We start from the raw sequence: 15427 nt of genomic DNA, 5'->3' as shown, positions 1-15427 counted from the left end.
TAGTAGCGGCGCTACGCTGGTGAAATAGCAAAAACGTCGGTTCGGAACCGCGCGGACGAGGCGTTAGAACGGTGCTTCCGGACCTTCGTCGGCTTCGCCGCCGTCGTCGTCGACGGTCTCGCCGGGGAAGGAGGGACTCATGCCGCCCATCTCCTCTTCGCCGCCGTCCATACCGGTGGAGGCGTTGACCTTCTCGACTTCGGGAATCTCTTTGACCATGCGGCTCTTGATCGCCTGAATCGTCATCGGCGAGATACCGCAACCGCTGCACGCGCCACCGAGGGCGATGCTGACTTCACCGGTCTCGCGATCGATGTCCTGAATCGCCGCGCTGCCGCCGTGCATCTGAATCTGCGGGAAGTTCCGTCGCAGGAAGTTCGTCACGCGGTCCTCGAGGTCGTCCCCGTCGTTCTGGGTCTCGGTGCTCATAGAAATCCATTGGGTATCAGCCCCCCTAAACCTTCCGTCCTCCATGTTCGGCTGCCGGCGGCCGCGATGCGCGGACGGCCGGAGTCCGGATTACTGAAACCCGAAGACACGCTGCAGTTCGGTCTCGATCTCTTCGATGTAGGTCTCGAGTACCGTTTCGAACCGGTCTTCCTCGACGAGGACGCCGTCGAGGCGGCCGTAGGGATCGTCGGGGAGCTCGATGCGGAACTCGCCGTCGTGTTCTCGCGGGCTCTGCCCGCTCGAATCGTCCGCGGAGCTTTGCTCCGCGCTCCCCTCGTAGAACGGTTCGCTCTCGTTGAGGACTTGTTGGTCGATCGCGTGGACGAGTTCGGAGTCGTAGCGGTCGTTCATGCGGTTGAACGCGTTCTTGTACGCCTGCTGCAGTTCGGGGAAGTAGTTGGCGTACTTGTCCTCGAACTGTTCGGGATCGAAGTCGGCCATACGTAGTCCAACGGCAGCGACACTAAAAGTCGGACGATTGCCCCCGCACGGCGGGGATTCGTTCGGACCGGCAAACTGCTGTTAGGATCGTATTGCGGTCGAAACCGATTCGAAGCGCGGAAACATGACACGCCGCTGATGCTGTAGGGGATGCCTATATAGGAGCGTGCGTTTGCAAGCGGAACGGACACTCACGCTCTGGGCGAAACCGACGCCATGGCTGCTGATCAGGACCCCATTCCGCGCGAGGCGTTACCGCCGAGATGGGGACTCGCCGAACTCCGAACCGATCGGTTCACCTACCGTCACAGCCGCCCGCCGATCGAACTGATCGCGGAGACGACCATCGCCGACCGCTCTCATCCGGGACTGGGTATCTGCCGGTGCTGGGAGCTTCGCTACCGGTACTTCCTTGCGGACCGAACGATCACTGAATCGATCGGCCGCGTCTCGACCCAGCGGGCCGCCGTCGACGGCTTGCTCGAGTGTATGCACCGCATTCACGATACCGTCTCCGGTGCCGACGACGCGATCGAGGTCAGCGAAGTGCTCGATACTGTCTCCCTCTCCGATTTCGTTCCAAACAGCCTGTCCCGGCCGAAATAGCTACCCCGTCTCGATTCTCGATATCCCGTTCACACCGAATCGCGTCACACGCGCCGTGCCAGGTGCGCTCGAACCGTTTCCTGACAGTCTCCACAGATCCCATACAGCCGCGTCGCACTCGAGAGGATCGGATAGCGGACCGAACACGCCGAGTAAAGCGATGCTACCACCGTCCGATACCGGGCTCCGCCCGGCCCGTAGCGATTCGTCGACCCGGTAAACTGTGCTTGCCGCGCTTCGGTCCGTGCCTCGAGTCGGTCCCGATAGGTTGCGAGCCGCTCGTGTTTCGCCCGCAGCGTCTCGAAGTCACACTGTAAGAGTGACTCGTCGGCCGTCGACTGCAGCCACGCGACGATCTCGTCGATTTCGTCGATCGCCGCCTCGAGCGTGTCCCGTTCGTTCTGCAGGGTGTCTTCGAGCGCCGTCACCTCTCGTTGTCTGTCCTCGATCTCCGCGAGAACGGCCCGCTTGAGCGGCGGCGTCCACCCGGTTTCGGTCGCGAGCGCGACGGCGATGTCTTCGGTCAACTCCGCTGCGATCGTCTCGGCGAGCGATTCCTCGTCCTCGAGGTCGGCGGTGCTGTGTGGCCGGACCGTTTCGGCGAACGCCTCTCGGACGGTGACACAGCGGTCGCCGGACACTTCAGGGGTCGATCCCTGTACGCTCGCCGTCGCCACCGGTGTCGCCGCGGTCGCCCGTTGGATCCCCGCCGACGCGGGGGTCTTCGCCGGCACCGCACGCACGCGCTCCGCGAAGGCCTCGAAGGCTTTTCCGCGCTCTGCAACGGCGTCTTCCTCCACCTCGAGGTGCTCGAGCGCCCGGTGGGCCGCCGTCGACCCGGTCATTGCTCTGCCTCCCGCGTACAGACGAGTCCGCCGGTTGCCTCCGCGTCGCTCGTCAGGACGAACTGCCAGTCGCCGTCGCCGAGCGCGGTGACATCGGTCACGCCGAGCGCCGCGGCCGACGCCGCCGACCGGCGGAGGATATCGATCCCGATTGGGAGCGTCGGAAACCGCCGTTCGCCACACTCGATGGCGTACCCCCGAAGGGAGACGGTCCAGACGTCATCGGTCGCGTCGACCGAATCGTGCGTGACACCGTACTCTCGAACTAACGACAGCGAATCGAGAAACGCGAGGCTCTCGTCGACCGGATCGTCCGCCGGCTCGACCGGCGAGAGGTTCGCCGCTGCCGCTTGCAGTACCTCGGTCCGCTCGGTCGCACTCAAATGAGCCTCGAGTTCCGACGCCATCGCCTCGAGGAGGACCAGACAGAGCGTATTCCGGTCGGTCGTCGCTTCGGCCGCGGCCATATACGTCTCCATGATCGCCCGCTCGGCGTCCTCGTGTTCCCGTGCCGAGAGCGACTCGAAGACGGCCCCCGAGACGTCGTGGCAGAAACTGATCATCGGGTCCTCTCTGCCCTGGTGCATTCCGTCGTTCGACGACTGCGCTTGGGGTTTCGGTCCTGCTCGAGCGCCAGTGTGGCGGCCGTCGTCTCTTTTCTCCTCTGCAGTTTCGGCTGCGCCAACTGGGCGCTCCTGACAGGCGACCGGATCGTAGTAGGGCAACTGCGGATCGTACCGTCTGAGCGCGGCGCGGTACTGTTCGGTGGCCTGTGCGGCGTCGGCCGCGTCGGTGCGGGTCGAAAATCGCTTGCCGGCGACCGGGACGGGCCGTTCGCCGGAGCGAGCGCAGACGACGTAATACGACCCGTCGTCGCTGGCCAGCCGTTCGATGTGATGGCGAATCTCTCTGAGTGTGGTTCCGACCATGGGTTCCTCCAGTCCGTTCCTCCGTCGCAGGTCCGCGCGGTCTGCCCTCGATGGGATGGCGTAGGACTCCCCTCGAGCGGTTCGTTCCGCGTACTCGCCGACGGAGCGGTTATTATTTAGGCCAACCTAAAGCATGATAAGTCCATCGAACTTTAGGCTGCCCTAACAATTCGCCATGGCAGCCTATAATTCTCCGTGAATAGGGGTTTGGTATATCGATATATGATTCATCTCCTGGTGTGCGTCGATTCGGCCGCAACTACCTCGTCCCCCAGATTCGGGTCGTAAACTGCGATCAGACTCCGATTTCTGGTTTTCACTTGAGCAAAGACTGGCATAATTCGGTGTCGTAACCGCTTGCGAACGTACTGGTCCTGCCCGAAGGCGACCATGTCGTCTCGCGGTTGGTACAACTGTGACTTAGCTGTCGAATTCTTGCCGACCCGCTCGAGCGAGGTCATCGTGTCACTGGAATCTCGCGGAACCGCGAGCCGGTCCTCGAACGCCGGGTAGTCGACGCGGTCGTCGGGAAACGAGTTTCTGGTGCGGTGCCGATACTATTCCAGCCACGAGCCGTCGAACTGACGACGACACTCATCGAGATCAGCGGGGTTTCGACCTGCTTCGCTCACTGCGCTCGCCCCTCTGTCCGCTGCTCGAGCCGTCCGTTTTTCCTGTGGTCATCGAAGCCGGGACGCACAGGGAGTATCAGCCTGCCAGGGGCAACCCCGTCTCTGGGGCAGAATTTGATTTCGATGGCGGTTTGGACCGCGTTCACTTCCGGACTCGAGAGCGGAGACACCGTTACCAACTCACGATCGACTACTGGTCGCCGGCCGCGACCACGTCAGCAGTGCTCCCGCGTCGTTCCGACGGCGGATCGATCGAGCGTTTCTTCGTTCCGGTGTCTCGCCGTGTGGCGCGTTCTGCTTCGGGTTCTCACGAGCGGCCGAGACAGGCATGAACCATATAATGATATATTGAACTTCGGGCCGCACGTTATTGCCGGTCAGCAGCACAGCGTTTATGCGCGACAACAAGCTATTGGTGGTAGCGACTTCCGCCGCACCTGATACCTGGCATCCCCATGACCACTCAGATTCCGTTCGCGATCGACTTTCACGTCCACTCCGACGACTCCTACGACGGACACGAACCGATCGAACTCATCCTCGAGCACGCCGCCGACATCGGACTCGACGGCGTCATTATCACCGACCACGACGAGATCGACGAATCGCTCCGCGCTGCCGACCTCGCGCCGGAATACGGGTTGATCGGCATCCCCGGTGTCGAGGTGTCGACCCAACAGGGGCACCTGCTGGCGATCGGGGTCGAAACGCGCCCCGAACCCGGCCGGCCGTTCATGGACACCGTCGAAACCGTCCGCGAACTCGGCGGCATCGCGATCGTTCCCCACCCTTTCCAACGAAGCCGCCACGGCGTCCGGAAACGCCATATCGACGACGCCGACGCCATCGAGACCTACAATTCCATGGTCTTTACCGGCTATCGAAACCGGCGCGCTCGCACGTTCGCGGCGCGTCGCGATTATCCCCAGATCGGGGCCAGCGACGCCCACTATCTGCCGAACGTGGGCCAAGCCTTCACCGAGGTTCTCGTCACTCCCGATACGGCGAACCCGACCAAGGCCGATATCGACGGCGACGACCTCGTCGATGCGATCCTCGAGGGTCGGACCCAGATCCACGGCAAGCGCACGCCGATCCGCAAGAGCGCGGTTCAGTACAGCAAAGGCGCGGTCCGGAAGACGGCGTACATGTTCACCTCGCGCGCGCCGCTGCTGCCGACGGTGCCGGCCTCGATGGATCGGTCAACGTAACCAGTTCTCGAGCCGACGACTCATCGAGTTCCGTTATGACGAGAGTTGCTCGCCGACGATTTCGTCGGCGCGCTCGACGAACGCTTCTTCCTCGCCGTTCGGAACTGTTGCCCCGGCTGCGACGTCGTGGCCGCCGCCGTCGCCGCCGACGGCCCGGGAGGCTTTCCCCATCACGGCCGAGAGGTCGAGTCCCTGCCGGACGAGCGAGTGGGTGCCCCGCGAAGAGACCTTGGTCTCCTCGTCGTTCTTTTTCGCAAAGGCGATGATCGGCTTCGAGCGGCTGATTCCCTGATTGCCCATCGCCATCCCCGCGACGATGCCGACGATGGTCTCGCGGATCTCGTCGCCCGCGTGGAACCACTGGACGTGGTCTTCTTGGGTCGTCCCCTCGCGGGTGACGAGGTCGATCCCGTTCGAGAGGTTCCGCCGGTGTTCGCACAGGAGTTGTCGCGCCCGCTCGAGCGCGCCGTCTCGGTCGCCGAGACAGACACCAAGCCCCACGTCGGCCCGCTCGTACCGTGCCGTCGCGTTCAGCAGCGTCGAGAACTCGCTTGCGTCCCGGAGTTCGGTGCCGACGGGTTCTTCGCTCAACACGTAGGCCGTACTCACGAGTTGGTCGATCTTCGTCGCGGGGACGCCGCTCGAGACGGCCCGGCGGACGAGCGCGCTGGCGACGGTCTGTTTCTCGCCGTTCGTCAGTCCGGCCCAGCGCCGCCACTCCCCGTCGCGTTTCAACTCGAGATCGAGCCCGTCGAGGAATCGCAGTGCGCCGTTCTCGTCGTTCGAGATCCCCGGGATGTGGACGTCGGTCGCGTACTCGAGCAGTTTCGGGAGCGGCCGGGTCTGTTTGCCGTAGAGTGCGAGGTCCTTGCCCGTCTCGAGGACGCCGGCGTCGACGCCCTCCTCGACGATGCCCGCGTTCGCGCCGTGGAGTTCGCCGCCGGACGCCTGCATGTCGCCGACCGCGCCGACGACTGCGAGGGCGGCGAGGTCGCGGTTGTCAGCGCGAGCGTTCGCGGCTCCCGACGCGGTGACAGTTCCACCGTCAGAGCGAAGCTCCGACGTGGTTCGCCTCGTTTGACTCGGCTCACCACCGTCCGCTGCGACTGAGGAATCCGGATCGGACACTTCCGCAAGCGCCCGCGCGAGGACGTAACTCGCCCCGGCTCCGGAAAGCTCCGAGGCCCCGTTGATCCCGAACAGCAGCGGGTTGAGGTGGAATTCCGTCTCACGGTCGGCGGGCTGGTGGTGGTCCGCGATGACGGGCGTGAAATCGCCCGCGTCCTCGTGGTCGCCGATGATACCGAGCTGGCCGCTCCCGAAGTCGGTAAAGAGCACAGTGTCGTAGTCGGTCGCCGCGATCGCGGCCACCGCGTCCTCGTCGAGTTGCTTCTCGAAGACCGTCTCGAACGGAATTCCTGCCCGCTCGAGGGCCTGCGCGGCGATCGCGGCGCTGGTGAGTCCGTCGGCGTCGATGTGCGAAGCGAGCAACACGCGATCGGCTGCACACAGCCGCTTTGCACACGCTACCGCGCGATCTTCGAGTTCGGGAACCGGCCCTGCCATCGGGGAACAGTGGGGCGGCTTCGCTCATAAACCCGCGGATCGGTCGCTGCGTCGCTCGAGCGACGGGCAAAGCGACGCGAAAACGCGGTCGTTACTCCTCCGGAACCGGCGTCGCCGCCATCGTCTCTCGTGCGAGCGCCTCGAAGGTCGCTTCCTCGGGCACTACGTCGATGTCGATCCCCTGTTCCGCCGCCGTTTCGGCCGTCGGCTCGCCGATGACGCCGACGGTCGCGTCCGCGAGTCCCGCGAGGGCGTCGTCGCGAATCCCTCGCTCGGCGGCGGCCTCGAGGAAGTGCTCGACGGTCAGCGACGAGGTGAAACAGGCCGCGTCGAGGTCGCCGGCGGCGGCCAGTTGCGCCGACTCGCCGCTTCCTTTCGGGCGGACCAACCGGTAGAGGATCGTCTCGTGGACGTACGCGCCGGCGTCCTCGAGTCCCTCGAGCAAGACCGGACTGCCGTGGTCGCTGCGGGCGACTTCGACGCGCCCGCCCTCTACTTCTCCTCGGAGCGCCGCGACGAGACCGCTCGAGGTGAACTCCTCGGGAACGAGATCGACCGCGTACCCCTCCTCGCGGAGCGCGTCGGCCGTCGCGGGGCCGATCGCACAGACGGTCTCGCCGTGCGGTTCCCAGCCCGCCGCGGAGACGAGTTCGGCCCCGGTCTTGCTCGTGAAGACGACGTAGTCGGCGTCGGTCCGGGGCGTCGCGTCGGTCGCCTCGACCGCGAGCATCGGATCCGGCACCGGCTCGGCACCAAGGTCTGCGAGCAACTCGCGGGCTCGCTCGAGGCGGTCGTCGTCGGGGCGGAAGACGGCGACGGTGGGCGTGGTACTCATGGTTACTCCTCGTCCTCGGCCGCGCCGTAGTCGTTTTGCAGAAAGTCGACCACTGACTCGCGGGTCCCCGCCACGTCGCCGATCACGGTCACTGCGGGCGGGGAGATCCCCGCCTCGTCGCGGGCGTCGACGATAGTCTCGAGGGTGCCCGTCGCGACTTGCTGGCCGGGCCAGGTGCCACGCTCGACGAGCGCGACCGGCGTTTCGGGAGCCATGCCGGCTTCACGCAGTGCGGTCGTATAATCCGGCAGGCGGCCGACGCCCATCAGGACGACGATGGTGCCGCCGGTCGCGGCCAGCGCGTCCCAGTCGACTGCGGACTCTTCTTTGGTGGGATCCTCGTGGCCCGTGACGAAGGAGACTGAGGAGGCGTGATCGCGGTGTGTCACCGGGATGCCGGCCACCGCTGGCGCGGCGATCGCCGAGGTGACGGCGGGGACGACCTCGAAGGGGACCTCGCGGGCCGCCAGATACTCCGCTTCCTCGCCGCCGCGGCCGAAGACGAAGGAGTCGCCGCCCTTGAGCCGGACGACGGACTTGCCCTCGCGGGCGAGTTCGACCAGTCGCGCGTTGATCTCGGACTGGGGCGTGCGCTCGCCGCCGGCACGCTTGCCGACATCTTCGCGGCGGTCCTCGGGGAGGGTCTCGATGATCTCCGGACCGGGAAGTTTGTCGTGGAGGACGACGTCTGCGGCCTCGAGTAGGCGCTTTGCCTTCACGGTCAGCAGATCGGGGTCGCCGGGGCCGCTGCCGACGAGGTAGACGGTTCCGGGCTCCGCGTCGATAGTGTCTCCTGACATTCGGTACTCGCTAGCTACTTCCCCTCGGGCTTATTTTCCTCGGAGACGCCCTCGTCGCCGTCGCCATCGGCGTCCTCCCGTGCCGCCGCGATCAGGTCCGCCGCGCCGCGGTCCGCGAGATCGCTCGCGAACTCGCGGGCGGCCTCCGCGTGGGTCTCGACGGGCAGGTCCCGGCTGCCGGTCACCGACTCCTCGCCGTCGCGGTCGAAGACGCTGACGGTCGTGTGGACATGCTCTCCCTGCAAGATCGCGTAGATGCCGACCGGAGCGATACAGCCGCCGCCGAGTTCCGCCAGCACCGTCCGTTCGACGGTGGTCTCGACGCGACTTCGCGGGTGGTCGATGGCGGTCTGGATGTCGCGGGCCGTCTCGCCGTCTCGGGCGGTCACCGCGAGCGCCCCCTGTCCCGGCGCGGGGACGAACGTCTCCGTCGGGAGTTCCTGATACTCGACGTAGTGGGCGAGCCCGCTGCGCTCGAGGCCCGCCTGTGCGAGGACGATGGCGTCGTACTCCGTTTCGACCTCGCGGCCGAGCGCGTTCTTCTCGAGTTCCGAGCGGTCGTCGAACCACTCGTCGGTGGTCTGGTCGTACTCGGGTTCGAAGTCCTCGTTTCCAGTATTTCCTTTCCGCTCTTTATCGGCTTCCGTCCGCTTCTGGTGCTCTGCCTGTAGCGCGGGTGCGAGCAGTTTTTCGATGCGCGTATCGACGTTCCCGCGCAGCGGCTCGACTGCGAGATCATCCCGTTCGGAAAGCAGTTGGGCGCGTCGCCGCAGACTCGAGGTGCCGACGGTCGCGCCGTCGGGCAGCTCCGAGAGCGTCGCCCCATCGGGCGTGATGAGGACGTCCCCCGGCCGTCCTCGCTCTGGCACCCCGGCAGTCACGAGTTCCTCGGGCTGTTCGGTTGGCATGTCCTTCATCGAGTGAATCGCGCCGTCGAGGTCGCCCTCGAGGACGCGCTCGTCGAGTTCGCGGACGAACGCACCTGTTTTCCCGAGCCGGTGAATCAGTTCGTCCCGGATCTGGTCCCCTGTCGTCTCCACGGTGACGAGTTCGACCTCGTACCGCCGTTCCTCCAAGGCCTCCTGTACCAGGGCGGCCTGTCGCCGGGCGAGTGCGGACCCCCTCGTCGCCAATCGCAGCGTCCCGCGCGTTCTCATAGACAGCAGTCGGAGCCTCGAGTATGAAAAGCGCACGCTTGTCCGACGGCGAGTGGGAGCTGCCCTCGTGGCACGCGAGTCGCCCGACTCGGGCGCGTCGTCTGCGCGACGGATAAACGGCCGGTCGTAGCCGAATCGGTTCGTCCCGATCTTTATCCGTCTCAGTTTAGTACACACGCCCGATGAGCGGAACCCTCTACGAACGACTCGGTGGCGAAGATGCGATCGCGGCCGTCGTCGACGAGTTCTACGACCGCGTCATGGCGGACGAACAGGTCGCAGGCTACTTCGACGACGTCGACATGCAAAAACAGCGCGCCCATCAGGCACAATTCATCAGTTCGGTCACCGGCGGCCCGGTCGAGTACTCCGGCGAGGAGATGGAGACCGTCCACGCTGACATGGGCATCACTCCCTCGGATTTCCAGGCGATCGCGACCCACCTCGACGAGGCGCTCGTAGCGTTCGATGTCGGCGAGGACGACCGCGAGGCCGTCCTCGAGGAGATCGCGAGCTATCAGGGCGATATCGTCACCGCGGCCGACTGAATCGCCCGATCGCGCCGGCCGATCGAATGGGACACGACAGTGCTTGGTACCGAGCGAGACAGCAGTTTTCCGGTCGAGACCGTACTGACGAGACGACTACGAACGTCCTGCCCCTAACTGCTGTCCCGAACTGGTTCGCACTTTTTTCCAGACTGTAGGAATTCACGGGCCGTTTGACGGGGCTTAGGGTTCGAGTTGGGACTGTCATGCAGATATCCAGAAAGCAACTCGCCGCGTTCCTCGCGACGATTTTCGTCGTGAATCTCATCGTCATGGGCGGCGGAGCGTGGCTTTCGTACGCAAACGAACCGGAAATCCCCGACACGATCGTCGGTCCGGACGGCGAAACGGTCGCGACGAGCGACGACGTCCAGTCCGGGAAGGCGGTCTTTCAGGAGAACGGCTTGATGAATCAGGGCTCGATACTCGGCCACGGCAGCTACTACGATACCGACTACACTGCCGACACGCTCGAGTTGAAAACCGAGCACATGCGCGAGTATTACGCTCAAGAGCGCCACGGCCAGGACTACTCGCAACTGAACGCGTCGGTCCAGGCCGGGATCGATCAGGAGGTCCGGCAGGAACTCCAGTCGAGTAGCTACGAGCCCGACCGAGTCGAGTACTCCGCCGCGGAAGTCTACGCCCACGAGCAGGTCCGCGAGGAGTACGTCGAGCGCTACCACGACGGCGACCGCGAGCGCGGGGTGCCCGAGGGACAGGTGCCGAGCGCTGAAGAGGCCGAGGAGTTCGCCGACTTCGCGCTGTGGACCGCGTGGATCTCTCACACCGATCGTCCCGGCTCGGAAGCGTCGTTCACCAACGACTGGCCGTACTCGCCCGACGCGGGCAACGAGGCCGGCGGCCCGGTGATGACCTGGAGCGTCATCGCGATGGTGTTGCTGGTCGCCGGGGCGGGGGCCGCGATCTGGCTCTATCAGAGCATCGAACTCCCCGAACCCGAAGCCGCCGGTGTCTCGATTCCCCACCCGCGGGATATCGATCTGACCCCGAGCCAGCTGTTGAGTACCCGATTCGTCCTCATCGGCGCGTTACTGTTCGCCGCACAGACCTTCCTCGGCGGCTTGCTCGCTCACTACTACGTCGAACGCGACGGCTTCTTCGGGCTCAACGAGTTGATCGGGTTCGACATCCTCCAGTGGCTCCCGTGGTCGATCGCCCGGACGTGGCACGTCGACCTCGGCATCCTCTGGATCGCCACGATGTGGCTCGGTGCCGGACTCTTCCTCGCACCGCTGCTGACCGGCCGTGAACCGCCGAAACAGGCCCGCTACGTCAAGGGACTGATCGGCGCGTTACTCGTCGTCGCGGTCGGCGGACTGGCCGGTATCTGGCTCGGCATCAACAACGTCTTCGACGGCCAACTGTGGTGGCTGCTCGGCAACGAGGGACTCGAGTACCTCGAGATCGGTCGCATCTGGCAGTTCGGCCTGCTGGTCGGCTTCCTCGGCTGGACCGCCCTCGTGGCTAGGGGCTTCAAGCCGCTGCTCGATCGCGAACCCCGCTACGGGCTGGCCCACATGATCGTCTACGCCGGCGGCTCGATCGGACTGCTGTTCATCGCCGGCTTCCTCTACACGCCCCAGACCAACATCGTCACGACCGAGTTCTGGCGCTGGTGGGTCGTCCACATGTGGGTCGAGGGCGTCTTCGAGTTCTTCATCGTCGTCGTCATCGCGCTGACGCTGGTCTCGATGAACCTCCTGACGAAGAAATCGGCCGAGAAGGCGGTCATCTTCCAGGCCGCGCTCGTCATGGGCAGTGGCATCATCGGCGTCTCCCACCACTACTGGTGGGTCGGCCTCCCCGAAGCGTGGCTGCCCATCGGCAGCGTCTTCTCGACCCTCGAGTTTATTCCCCTCCTCTTCATCCTCTACGAGGCCCTCGGCCAGTACCGCGCGATGGACACTGCGGGGACCGACTTCCCCTACCGGATGGCCTTCTACTTCATCGTCGCCTCGAGTATCTGGAACTTCTTCGGGGCCGGCGTGATCGGCTTCTTCATCAACCTCCCGCTGATCAGCTACTACCAGACCGGGACCTACCTCACCGTGGCCCACGCCCACGGCGCGATGTTCGGGGCCTTCGGCCTGCTCGCGATGGGGATGGCCGTCTACATCCTCCGGCTCACGACCCGCGATACCCACTGGACCAACCGGCGGCTGCGCTGGTCGTTCTGGCTCTGTAACGTCGGGCTGGCGGCGATGATCTTCCTCTCCTTGCTCCCCATCGGCTTCCTCCAGCTCGAGACGGCCTTCACGCAGGGGTACGCCGCCTCGCGCGGCCTCGAGTTCTACAACGGCGGGCTGGTCCAGACACTGTTCTGGCTGCGCATGCCCGGCGACACGCTCCTGATCTTGGGCGCGGTCGTCTTCGCGTGGGACGTCGCCGCGAAGCTGCTCTTCCAGCGGAAGGCGACCGCCGAGGAGACGACCAGTCACGTTATCGCGGACCGCATCTTCGGCGACCGCGACACCGTCGACACGGTCAGCGACGACGACTAAGTCGCGGTGCGCGTTCGCGGTTCGTTTTGCAGTTCTTTCGACGCTATGAGCCGCTCGAGACGGGACGAGGGCTGCGGTGGCCGGAACTGCTAACCGATTCGGTTGTGACTCACGGACTATGCAACGGTCAGAGACCGCCAGCCCCTCCTGTGCGGACCGGATTCCGACGTATTTGATCGGGTTCGGGCTCGGGCTAGCGTTCGTCGTCCTCTGTGAGATCGGTCTTCTCATCTCGAGCGACTCGACGTTTGTCACCAGCGGGGCGTTTTTGGTCGGGGCCGTCACGTCCGTTCCCTTTCTCGTTGGGATCACGTACGCCGGCTACTGGCTCCGTTCAGGCGCGCTCTCGTCGGATCGGTACCCGCGAATCGGATGGTGGTCTCTCGGCGGCCTCCTCACCTTTCTGTTCGTCAACCTCGCGCTCATCGCCGTCATGCAAACCGAATCGCGGGCACAGGTCTTCGCGTGGATCCGGTGGGCCGTGGCCTTCGGTGCCGGAACCGGGTTGCTCGTCGGCTGTATCGAAGGCCGCGCCATCGACCGCGCCCTAACCGCCGAACGCGTCGCGCTTCGCGCGGAACACGCAGAGGAACAGCGGGAATATCTCAGCTATCTCAACAGCATCCTTCGCCACGAGGTGTTAAACGCCGCGACGATCATCAACGGCTACGCGTCGCGGCTCCTCGCGGACGGCTCGCTCGAGGAGCGCGATCGGGAGTGGATCGAGATAATCATCGACGAATCGGAGGATATGTCGACGGTGATCGACGACGTTCGCGTGCTGTTGCAGACGACCGAGCGGAACTACCGACCCAAACCCGTCGACGTTTCGTACGTGTTGGCCGACGAAATCCGCAAACTCGAACTCAAGTGTGACTCGGTCGTCGTGGAAACGTCGATTCCGGATCGCGCGATCGTCCGCGCCGACGACCTGCTCGCCCGCGTCTTCGCGAACCTCCTCTCGAACGCGGTCGAACACAACGACGCCGCGACGCCGTGGGTTTCGGTTACGGTCGACCCCGGTCCCGACACCGTCCGCGTCGAAATCGCGGACAACGGCCCCGGCATTCCCGACGCGAAACTCGACTCCCTCTTCGATCGAGTTGAGAGCCGCGGGAGCACGCACGGGCTAGGGCTCTATCTGGTCCGCCGACTGACCGCCCGCTACGGCGGCACCGTCGCACTCGCCGACACCGGCCCGGACGGAAGCCGCTTTGTGGTCGAACTCCCGGCGGTCTCGAGCGATGGGGCCGACGACCCGCTCGAGGGCGAGAACGCGCCGGCGACTGCCCGCGCCGAGTCTTCATGGTCGCTGTGAACTGGCTATAGCGCTTCCTTGTAGGCCTCGAGAGTCCGCTCGACGTCTTCCTCGGTGTGGCCGTAGCTGACGAACTGGCACTCGAACTGGTTCTGCGAGAGGAACACGTCCTCGTCTTTCATCTGTCCCCAGAAGATGCGCCGCCAGCGCTCGGTTTCGGCGTTTTTCACGTCGCCGGCGTTTTTCGGACAGTAGTCGTAGCGCGGACAGGTCGGGTCCTGTCGACAGCCAGCCCCACACTGCTCCTCGAGCGAGTCCGGTCCCGGCCCCTCTCGCGTGAAGATGACTTTGAACATGCTGTCAGTGCCGGTGACGGTGTAGCTCGGTGCCTGATCGGCGACGATGTCGGTCAGCCCGCGGCGGAGCCGGTCGCCGAGCCCGTTGACGTGGTCATAGACGTCGTTTTCCGCGGCGAACTGCAGAGTCTCGAGGCCGGCGGCCATCGTGACGGGGTGGCCGGAGAAGGTGCCGGCCTGGAAGACGTCGCCGGAGGGGGTGAAGTGCTCGACGATCTCGGCGCGGCCGCCGATCGCGCCGACGGGGAACCCGCCGCCGATGATCTTTCCGAAGGTAGTCAGGTCAGGGGTGACGCCGAACTCGCTTTGGGCACAGCCGAGGCCGCCGACGCGGAAGCCGGTAATGACCTCGTCGAAGATCAGCAGCGAGCCGTGCTCGTCGGTGATCTCGCGGAGGAACTCGTGGTAGCCCTCCTCGGGATAGACGATGCCGTAGTTGCCGAGAATCGGCTCGGTGAGGACCGCGGCGATGTCGTCGCCGTGTTCCTCGAACACCTCGCGCATGGCGTCCTCGTCGTTGAACGGCACCGGGAGCGTGTGCTCGGAGAACGACTGCGGAATCCCCGCTGAGGACGGCTTCGGATCGTCGGCGTCGCCCTCGACCAGCGTCGACTCCTGTGCGCCGTGGTAGCCCCCCTGCATGACGACGATTTTGTTCCGGCCGGTATAGCCCCGTGCCAGCCGCACGGCGGAGGTGGTCGCCTCGGTGCCGGAGTTGACAAAGCGGATCTTCTCGACGCTCGGCACGTGGCGGACGACGAACTCCGCGAGGTCGACCTCGACCTCAGTCGGCGTGCCGTACATCGGCCCCTCGCTTGCCTTCCGCTGGATCCCCGCCTGTACGGGCTCGGGCAGATCGTGGCCCAGGAGCAGCGGGCCGAGCCCCATCACCCAGTCGACGTAGCGGTTGCCATCGGCGTCGATGACGTGGCCGCCCTCGCCTTTCTGGACGAAGAACGGATAGGGTTCGATCGCCGCGCGGACCGCCGAATTGACGCCGCCGGGCATCACCGACAGCGCCCGGTCGTACAGTTCGCGTGAGTTGTCCTCGGTCATGCGCGCCACTTCGGATTCGGGCGGCAAAGTAGTACCGAGGTCCGTCTCCGAACCGCTCGCTGCCCCCGAACGTGTACGCCTCGAGGAATCGGATAGAACGCGAGAAAAGCGACGCAATCACGTCGAATCCAGTACAGCGTCACACCATCGAACGCACGGGAACTGCACTGGGTGTCGGCCGCGAGCCGAGACGGCTCCGGCCGACGGTGACG

The 15427-nt window shown here is 65.2% G+C and carries 14 protein-coding genes; 5 read left to right on the top strand and 9 right to left on the bottom strand.

Features of this window, described 5'->3' with window-relative positions; all coding sequences use genetic code 11:
* Window positions 1-63: 63 nt before the first annotated feature.
* Window positions 64-429: a NifU family protein gene (locus ACJYUO_RS14970; RefSeq protein WP_006432108.1), complete on the bottom strand. Its 366-nt coding sequence runs from the start codon at window positions 427-429 to the stop codon at window positions 64-66.
* Between the two features lie 90 nt (window positions 430-519).
* Window positions 520-891 (bottom strand): DUF5783 family protein, encoded by a 372-nt coding sequence (locus ACJYUO_RS14965; RefSeq protein ID WP_494346151.1) that lies wholly within the window; start codon window positions 889-891, stop codon window positions 520-522.
* A 216-nt stretch (window positions 892-1107) separates the two neighbouring features.
* On the opposite strand from ACJYUO_RS14965, the gene ACJYUO_RS14960 reads away from it, so the two are divergent.
* Window positions 1108-1497 (top strand): hypothetical protein, encoded by a 390-nt coding sequence (locus ACJYUO_RS14960; protein WP_494346150.1) that lies wholly within the window; start codon window positions 1108-1110, stop codon window positions 1495-1497.
* 44 nt (window positions 1498-1541) lie between these two features.
* Here the strand turns inward: ACJYUO_RS14960 and ACJYUO_RS14955 are convergent, their stop codons facing one another.
* Both ACJYUO_RS14955 and ACJYUO_RS14950 read right to left on the bottom strand, forming a co-directional pair.
* Window positions 1542-2342, bottom strand: a complete 801-nt coding sequence (locus ACJYUO_RS14955; protein ID WP_494346149.1) for a DUF7260 family protein — start codon at window positions 2340-2342, stop codon at window positions 1542-1544.
* Window positions 2339-3271, bottom strand: coding sequence for a DUF7551 domain-containing protein (locus ACJYUO_RS14950; RefSeq protein ID WP_494346148.1), 933 nt, complete (start codon window positions 3269-3271; stop codon window positions 2339-2341). The genes ACJYUO_RS14955 and ACJYUO_RS14950 overlap by 4 nt, the downstream gene beginning before the upstream one ends.
* Before the next feature lie 1087 nt (window positions 3272-4358).
* Between ACJYUO_RS14950 and ACJYUO_RS14945 the strand changes: the two genes are divergently transcribed.
* A complete protein-coding gene (locus tag ACJYUO_RS14945) occupies window positions 4359-5114 on the top strand; it encodes a PHP-associated domain-containing protein (RefSeq protein ID WP_494346147.1) in 756 nt (251 codons plus the stop codon).
* A gap of 33 nt (window positions 5115-5147) precedes the next feature.
* Here ACJYUO_RS14945 and recJ read toward each other — a convergent pair whose 3' ends face one another.
* The 4 genes from recJ to hemC all read right to left on the bottom strand — a co-directional run bounded on the left by recJ (window position 5148) and on the right by hemC (window position 9472).
* Window positions 5148-6680 carry a RecJ family nuclease gene (gene recJ / locus ACJYUO_RS14940; RefSeq protein ID WP_494346146.1) on the bottom strand — a complete coding sequence of 511 codons (1533 nt, stop codon included), beginning with the start codon at window positions 6678-6680 and terminating at the stop codon, window positions 5148-5150.
* Window positions 6681-6771: 91 nt separating this feature from the next.
* Window positions 6772-7515: a uroporphyrinogen-III synthase gene (locus ACJYUO_RS14935; RefSeq protein ID WP_494346145.1), complete on the bottom strand. Its 744-nt coding sequence runs from the start codon at window positions 7513-7515 to the stop codon at window positions 6772-6774.
* 2 nt (window positions 7516-7517) lie between these two features.
* Window positions 7518-8315, bottom strand: coding sequence for a uroporphyrinogen-III C-methyltransferase (gene cobA / locus ACJYUO_RS14930; RefSeq protein ID WP_494346144.1), 798 nt, complete (start codon window positions 8313-8315; stop codon window positions 7518-7520).
* A 14-nt stretch (window positions 8316-8329) separates the two neighbouring features.
* Window positions 8330-9472 (bottom strand): hydroxymethylbilane synthase, encoded by a 1143-nt coding sequence (hemC, locus tag ACJYUO_RS14925; RefSeq protein ID WP_494346143.1) that lies wholly within the window; start codon window positions 9470-9472, stop codon window positions 8330-8332.
* A 182-nt stretch (window positions 9473-9654) separates the two neighbouring features.
* Here hemC and ACJYUO_RS14920 point away from each other — a divergent pair, with 182 nt between their 5' ends.
* From ACJYUO_RS14920 to ACJYUO_RS14910, 3 genes are all read left to right on the top strand, one after another.
* The gene (locus ACJYUO_RS14920; RefSeq protein WP_494346142.1) at window positions 9655-10020 is read left to right on the top strand and encodes a group I truncated hemoglobin; all 366 of its coding nucleotides are present in this window, start codon (window positions 9655-9657) and stop codon (window positions 10018-10020) included.
* 206 nt (window positions 10021-10226) lie between these two features.
* Window positions 10227-12545: a nitric-oxide reductase large subunit gene (locus tag ACJYUO_RS14915; protein ID WP_494346141.1), complete on the top strand. Its 2319-nt coding sequence runs from the start codon at window positions 10227-10229 to the stop codon at window positions 12543-12545.
* Window positions 12546-12663: 118 nt separating this feature from the next.
* Entirely contained in the window at window positions 12664-13863 is a 1200-nt protein-coding gene (locus tag ACJYUO_RS14910; protein ID WP_494346140.1) for an ATP-binding protein, read from the top strand.
* Between the two features lie 5 nt (window positions 13864-13868).
* Here the strand turns inward: ACJYUO_RS14910 and hemL are convergent, their stop codons facing one another.
* Window positions 13869-15215, bottom strand: a complete 1347-nt coding sequence (gene hemL / locus ACJYUO_RS14905; protein WP_494346139.1) for a glutamate-1-semialdehyde 2,1-aminomutase — start codon at window positions 15213-15215, stop codon at window positions 13869-13871.
* Window positions 15216-15427: the final 212 nt, after the last annotated feature.

The organism is Natrinema sp. CRL1 (genome assembly GCF_059162405.1).
The sequence above is the reverse complement of the archived record's forward strand: the minus strand, read 5'-3'. Positions and strand labels throughout refer to the sequence as shown.